The organism is Pelagibacterium montanilacus (genome assembly GCF_003992665.1).
In the GTDB taxonomy this organism is placed as follows: Bacteria; Pseudomonadota; Alphaproteobacteria; order Rhizobiales; family Devosiaceae; genus Pelagibacterium; species Pelagibacterium montanilacus.
Window position 1 is genome coordinate 125,964 of sequence record NZ_RZMX01000036.1, and the last position, 6,986, is coordinate 132,949.

The following is a 6,986-nucleotide window of genomic DNA, read 5'->3' on the forward strand; positions in this document are numbered from 1 at the left end:
TCTAGAACACTTCAGTGGTGGTTATCGGGATATCGACCAGGGTGGTGACCCCCAGCGCCAGCAGGCCGGCGATCGGGGGCAAAAGGCAGCTCGCAGCGAGGCGCAGCGCGGAAAAGCGCCAGCCCATCATCGGGGTTTCGTAGGCAAGCACGCGGTGGAAGGCGAAGACCGACCAACCAGTCATCAAGGCCACGATCTGCGGCGTTCCCGCCCCGCCCTGCCAGATAAAGAGCGCCATGGGGAACGAGATCATCGGTCCTCCGGGGATGAACCCGCCCAGGACCGATGCCAGCAGAATTCCGGCTATTCCCGTATCGGGTCCGATGCTGTTGGCCATCACCGCCTCGGGCAGCAATTCGGCGAGAAACGCACCCGCCGCGAGGGCCATCGGGAGCCGGATGATCAGGCCCGTGGCCTGGCGCCCGGCGTATTGCCCGCTCGCAGCGAGCCCTTCCCCGCCCTTCCGTTGGAGCATCAGCAGTCCCAGTGCGAGGACCAGCGTCCACATGAACACGAGCGACCAGATCATGATCTCGCTCCGTTCTGGGACGAGGGCTCGAAGCGCATGATCGACTTTGCCAGCAACCACCGGGCAATCAGGCCAGAGAGCAATGGCAACGGCAGACTGACGATGAAACGCAGAACGGCGAAGTCGGTGCCCATGAACGGGATTTCCCAAACGAGCAGTCGATTGAGCCCGATCACCGTCCAGGCGGTGAGAAAGCTGACCAGCACGCTGGCGTCGGCCCCGGCGAGCCAGAGCGCATGGACGAGCGGAAACGAGGTGAAGGGCCCGCCCGGACACACCATCCCGATCCCGCTCGCCAGCACCAGACCGCGCCATCCGCTTTGGCTGCCCAGGACCCGCGCGATGGACTCGCGCGAAACCAGGTGCTGAATCAGCCCGCCGATCAGAAGCCCTGCGGCGAGCTGGGGCAGCACCATCAACGCCAGCTCCACAAGACCGGCAACGGCGCGCATGAACGCGTCCTGACCTGCCACCACAAGGCAGGCCAGCCCCGAGACGAGCGCCAGGCCGGTAAAGACCATGTCGGTCCGTGTGAACCGGAAGCCGGCTTTGGACTTGGTATCGCTCATTTTGGCGCGGCCCCCGGACGGGGGTGGCGCCCCCGGGCAGCAGGCGCGAGCCCGCCGGGCCGAAGGCCCTGCCGCCCGGGCGGGATGCAATCGACTGCAGTCATAGGCTCAACTCATCCCCACCTGGCCGGCAGGCAGGCTGAACATGCCCGGCTCGAGGCCATCGATATGCTCCTTGACCTCGCCCACCGAACGCACGTCGGCGTATTTGGCGTGCATGTCGCAAAGGTTGATGGCGTGGCTCGCCTGGCTGCGGTCAAAGCACCCCTCCTCGACCACCGTCACGCGATAGTTCTGCGAGAAGGCATCAATGACCGTCGCCCGGACGCAGCCCGACGTCGTGGTGCCCACCACGAGCACGCTGTCGCACCTCAGAAGCTGGAGGTAGGATTGCAGCGGCGTGCCGAAAAAGCCCGAAGGTTTCTGCTTGTAGACCACGATGTCCTGTGGTCCCGGCGCGATCTCGTCGACGATCTCGTTGCCGTCGCGATTGGACAGTCGGGGATCGGCACCCGTGGAGCTTTCCGCAGTCCGCGTATTCTTCCAGCTCCAGCTGGCCATGTCCCAGCCATCATTGCGCACCACGCCAGTGGTGTAGATCACCGGCACCCCCTTGCCCCGGCACGCCGACACGAGGTCGCCGATCACGGCCACAGCGTCCCAGCCTTCTTCCCCGCAGGAATTGGGCCACTGCCTGATGCTCTCAAGGATCGGCTCGCGCTTTTCGCCCGTGAAGGCATAGTTCACGTCGATCACCAGAAGCGCGGGACGCTCCCCGTAACCGGCCGTGGCTCCGAACCCTGCCGAAGCAAAGACTCGCTTGTCGCGATCGGTGAGAAACTGATCCCAGCCCTTCTCAGTCATCGCCTGGCCTCCTATTCCGCTGCCATCGGGGCCATCCCGGCACCCGAAGGCAGGTCGAACATGCCGGGCTCCAGACCCTCGAGATAAGGTCTGATGTCCTTGCTCGGCCGCACGTTCGCGTACTTGGCGTTCATGTCGCACAGATTGATCGCGTGGCTCGCCTGGCTGCGGTCAAAGCAGCCGTCCTCAACGATGGTGACGCGGAAGTTCTGCGAGAAGGCATCGAGCACGGTGGCCCTGACGCAGCCGGAAGTGGTCGTCCCGGTAACGATCACGCTGTCGCAGCCCAGAAGCTGCAGATACGACTGCAGCGGAGTCCCGAAAAAGCCGGACGGCTTCTGCTTGTAGACCACCAGATCCTGGGGCGCCGGAGCCAGTTCGTCGACGATGGTGTTGCCGTCGCGATTGCTGTCATTGGTCTTGGGGCGTTCGCCCGCCCTGCTGTTCTTCCACAGCCAGGAGCCCCCATCCCAACCGTCGGGCCGGCGAATGCCGGTGGTGTAGATGACAGGGACGCCTTTGGCCCTGCAGGTATCGGCGAGGTCGGCGATGACGGGCACGGCGGCCCAGCCCTCTTCGCCGCACGAATTGCGCCACTTCTTGATGCTGTCCAGGATCGGCATGCTGCTCTCGCCCGTGAAGGCGTAGTTGACGTCGATCACCAGCAGCGCGGGCCGTTTGCCCCATTCCGCCAATGCCCCATAGCCCGAGGCTTCAAACACCTGCTTGTCGCGCTCGGTGAGGAACTTGTCCCAGATCCGTTCGGTCGTCATGGTCGTCTCCTTGGTTGGTGAAGTGGGTTGGGCAGTGACGGGACTGGCGGCCTGCCGGCTCATGCGCGGCGCCAGGGCGACGAACAGAACCGCCGCCAGAAGGACGATCGCGCCGTTGAGAAGGATGCCGCCCCCGTAGCCGATCGGCGCCAGGTCGATCGCGAGCCCCAGCATCAGCGGTCCGACGAGGTAACCGATATCGCCCGTGAACCGCATGAGCCCCATCGCCGGCCCCTGCGCCGCCGGGGGACTGATGTCGACGGCATAGGCCGCCACCGCGGGCCCGCCGATCCCGGTGAAGGCACCCATCAGCACCATGCCGGACCAGAAGGCCGCTTCCAGAGGAACCAGCGCGACCAGCGCGAGCGAAAGCGCGGTCGCGACGGTCGACCCGACGATGATGCGGGGGCGATCAAAGCGATTGACCAGATGCCCCGAGGCAGGGAGCACGGCCAGATTGGCAAGCGCCGACAGGGTCAGGGCGAGCCCGACATCAGAAGCGGTGAACGCGAAAACTGTCTCGGCAAACAGCGGGATCATCTGCCATTGCGCAGCCGTGCGGGTGAGGAATACCGCAAAATTGACGATCAGAACGCCAGCAAATCCGGGCAGCAGCAAAAGCATGAGCATCCGGTGGGATTTGCCCGCGTCCTCATGGGGCGCGCGCAGGATCTTGGCGTCGACCGCTGTCCGCACATCGGCATCGAGCCGCGAGACCGCCAGGGAAGTCGCGAGAGCGATGGCGGCGCTGATCAGAAACGGCCCGTTATTGCCCCAGAGGGCAGCGGCGATGCCGCCCGTCACGGGGCCGAATGCCGCCCCGATCAGCAGCGCGCCCTGGAACAGCGCCATGACCATGCCCCGCCGATCCTTGTCGACCGCGTTGGCGCAAAAGACGGTCGCCGCGGTCATGTAGATACCCGATCCGATCCCCTGCATCAGGCGCCCAGCCAGCAGCAGTTCATAGGACGGTGCGAACGCGCCCAGAAGCGAGCCTGCCCCGACCACCAGCGGGCCGATGAACAACAGATGCATGATCCCGAACCGATGCACCGCATATCCCGTAGGCAGATCGGCCCCCAGGCGCCCGAGAGCGAACAGGGCGATCATCAGCCCCACTGCCCATTCGGCAACGCCGAAATCGAGGGCATAGAAGGCCATCACCGGCGTCAGCATGCCGAACATCATCATGTGCGCGGCAACGCTGGCCATGACCATTGGCAAGCCCGGCACCTCTTTCATGATCGCCCGGTAGGTGGGCCGTGCTGATGCACCCTGGCTCATCTGCGTCTAGCCCCTGGCGCCGGAGCGCTTGAGACGCGGATCGAGCTGATCGCGCAGGGCATCGCCCAGCATGTTGATCGCCAGCACCGTAAGAAAGATGCATGCGCCGGGGAAAAGGGGCATCCACCAGGAGGTGGACATGTAGCTGCGCGCGTCGTTAAGCATCGCACCCCAGGTCGGGATGGTCGGCGGCACGCCCAGGCCCAGAAAGCTCAGCGCCGCCTCCGAGAGGATCGCCGAGGCCATCGCGAAGGTGCCGATGATGATTGAGGACTGGATGAGGTTGGGCAGGATGTGCTTGACCATGATTCGCGTGCGCGAAGCCCCGATCGAGCGCGCGGCGAGCACATATTCGCGTTCCTTGAGGCTCATGGTATTGGCCCGGGTCACCCGGCAATAGGGAATCCACCGCTGGACGACCAGCGCGATGATGAGCACGCCCAGCCCCTGGCCGAAAAAGGCGACGATGGTCACCGCGAGCAGCAGCGGCGGAAACGCCCAGAACACCTCGACCAGCTTCTGGATGGCAAAATCGATCCAGCTGCCGAAAAAGCCCGAGATCAACCCCAGCCCGACCCCGAATACGCCCGAGATGACCACCACCACCACGGCGATCAAAAGCGAAATGCGCGAGCCGTAGATCAGCCGGCTGAGGATATCGCGGCCCACATGGTCCGTGCCCAGGAAATACGGCCCGGAAAAATACTGCGGCGGCGTAAGCGCGGCCATCAGGTCCTGTCGGTCGGGGCTGTGCGGCACGATCCAGGGCGAGAACAACGCAAAGATCGTGAACGTGCCCAAAACCAGGATCGCGAAGCCGACCTTGAAGTTGAGCCAGCCGCGCATGGACCGTCGCAGCGTATCCAGTGTCCTGCGCCCGCTTGCGGGCACACCATCACCGGTCGAGTTTGATGCGGGGGTCAGCTGAGACATAGAGCAGGTCCACAATGAGGTTCACGACGATGAAAAGGCAGGTGTAGACAAGCACCACACCGGTGATGAGCGGGTAGTCCCGGGCCCCTAGCCCCTGCAGGAGCAGGGCTCCGATACCGGGCCAGGCAAAAATCATCTCCACGATGATTGACCCCGAGAGCAGCGCCCCGAACTCCAGCCCCACGATGGTGATCACCGTGACGAGCGCGTTGCGAAGCGCGTGCTTCCACAGGATGGCGCGCGGCGGCACGCCCTTGGCGCGGGCCGTCATGATGTAGTCTTCCGACATCACCTCCACGATCGAGGACCGGGTGACCCGCATCAAAATGCCGGCCATGTTGATCCCCAGCACGAAGGCCGGCATCACGAGGTGCTTGAGGCTGTCGCCGAAGGCGGCCCAGTTGCCCTGGAGCACCGCGTCGATCAGCCTGAATCCGGTGATCGTCTCGATGTCCATGCCCCAGGCCGACCGCCCGCTCGAGGGCAGGATATTGAACGTGCCCGAGAGCAGCAGGATGAGCATTGTACCCCGTCAGCACCAATGGCACAGATTTGAGCTTGTGATGTAAGGAGAGTTTTGGTCTCGTCGGAGTGACGAAGGAACGACGATGAGATCAAAATTCTCGAAAGCCAAAAAGCCTGCCGAGCAGGTGGTCAAGGACATCCGCCGCGCAACCCGGCGGCATTTTTCAGCAGAAGACAAGATCCGGATCGTGCTCGATGGCTTGCGTGGCGAGGACAGCATTGCCGAGCTGTGCCGCAAGGAAGGTATCGCCCAGAGCCTTTATTACACCTGGTCCAAGGAATTCATGGAAGCGGGAAAGCGTCGCCTTGCAGGTGATACCGCCCGCGCCGCCACCAGTGACGAGGTCAAGGATCTACGCCGTGAGGCCGGAGCGCTCAAGGAATGTGTTGCCGATCTGACGCTTGAAAACCGTCTGCTTAAAAAAAGCATGATCGGGGATGGGGACGACGACGCATGAGGTATCCAGCATCCGAAAAGCTCGAGATCATCAGGCTGGTCGAGCAATCCCATCTGCCAGCAACACGCACGCTCGATAAACTGGGAATTCCACGCCGGACCTTTTATCGCTGGTATGACCGCTACCTCGGTGGCGGCCCGGAGGCGCTGGAGGACAGGCCCTCGGCGCCCAGTCGGGTGTGGAACCGGATCCCGATCGATATCCATGATCAGATCATTGAGATGGCGCTTGAGCAGTCTGAACTCTCGCCTCGGGAACTGGCGGTGCGGTTTACCGACGAGAAGCGGTACTTCGTCTCTGAAGCCAGTGTTTACCGGCTTTTGAAGGCCCACGACCTGATCACCAGCCCAGCCTATGTGGTAATCAAGGCCGCCGATGCGTTCCATACCAAAACCTCCCGGCCCAACCAGATGTGGCAGACCGATTTTACCTATTTCAAGCTCATCGGCTGGGGCTGGATGTATCTCTCGACCGTGCTCGACGATTATTCCCGCTATATCATCGCCTGGAAGCTGTGCTCAACGATGCGGGCCCTGGACGTTACCGACACGCTGGACATGGCTCTGGCAGCCTCAGGGTGCGACCAGGTCAATGTCCACCACAAGCCTCGGCTGCTCAGCGATAATGGCCCGAGTTACATCGCGGGGGAGCTGGCCGACTACATCCAGGCCCAGAACATGAGCCACATCCGTGGAGCCCCCTGCCATCCCCAGACCCAGGGCAAGATCGAGCGCTGGCACCAGACACTCAAGAACCGCGTGCTACTGGAAAACTACTTCCTGCCTGGTGATCTCGAGGCCCAGATTGAGGCCTTCATCGAGCACTACAACCACCAGCGTTACCACGAAAGCCTCGATAACGTGACCCCGGCCGACGCCTACTTCGACAGGGCACAAACCATCATCAAACAGCGAGAAAGGATCAAACGACAGACCATCGAGCATCGGCGCTTGCAACACCGCAATCTCGCCGCTTAAAATCAACCCAGAGACGAGGCCAACGCTCCTCTATTCGACGCACCAAATTGCGCCAAATCATCTGACGACGGACA

General features: G+C 63.0%; 7 protein-coding genes. 1 reads left to right on the plus strand and 6 read right to left on the minus strand.

Annotated elements, in window-relative coordinates; all coding sequences use genetic code 11:
- Nucleotide 1: 1 nt before the first annotated feature.
- From EO136_RS11565 to EO136_RS11590, 6 genes are all read right to left on the minus strand, one after another.
- Nucleotides 2-529 carry a hypothetical protein gene (locus EO136_RS11565; protein ID WP_127144573.1) on the minus strand — a complete coding sequence of 176 codons (528 nt, stop codon included), beginning with the start codon at nt 527-529 and terminating at the stop codon, nt 2-4.
- A complete protein-coding gene (locus tag EO136_RS11570; protein WP_127144574.1) occupies nt 526-1,098 on the minus strand; it encodes a permease in 573 nt (190 codons plus the stop codon). Before EO136_RS11570 ends, EO136_RS11565 begins: the two co-directional genes overlap by 4 nt.
- A gap of 108 nt (nt 1,099-1,206) precedes the next feature.
- Complete coding sequence (locus EO136_RS11575) at nt 1,207-1,962, minus strand: isochorismatase family protein (protein WP_127144575.1); 756 nt, start codon at nt 1,960-1,962, stop codon at nt 1,207-1,209.
- An 11-nt stretch (nt 1,963-1,973) separates the two neighbouring features.
- Nucleotides 1,974-4,019 carry an MFS transporter gene (locus tag EO136_RS11580; protein WP_127144576.1) on the minus strand — a complete coding sequence of 682 codons (2,046 nt, stop codon included), beginning with the start codon at nt 4,017-4,019 and terminating at the stop codon, nt 1,974-1,976.
- Between the two features lie 6 nt (nt 4,020-4,025).
- Entirely contained in the window at nt 4,026-4,952 is a 927-nt protein-coding gene (locus EO136_RS11585; protein WP_206513320.1) for an ABC transporter permease, read from the minus strand.
- Nucleotides 4,915-5,475, minus strand: coding sequence for an ABC transporter permease (locus EO136_RS11590; protein WP_127144577.1), 561 nt, complete (start codon nt 5,473-5,475; stop codon nt 4,915-4,917). Before EO136_RS11590 ends, EO136_RS11585 begins: the two co-directional genes overlap by 38 nt.
- A gap of 85 nt (nt 5,476-5,560) precedes the next feature.
- Here EO136_RS11590 and EO136_RS11600 point away from each other — a divergent pair.
- Nucleotides 5,561-6,912, plus strand: a protein-coding gene (locus EO136_RS11600) for an IS3 family transposase (protein WP_127142649.1) whose coding sequence is annotated in 2 segments (ribosomal slippage) — nt 5,561-5,897 and nt 5,897-6,912 — 1,353 coding nt in all. Because the reading frame shifts where the segments join, the coding sequence is not laid out codon by codon here.
- The last annotated feature ends 74 nt before the right edge of the window (nt 6,913-6,986 follow it).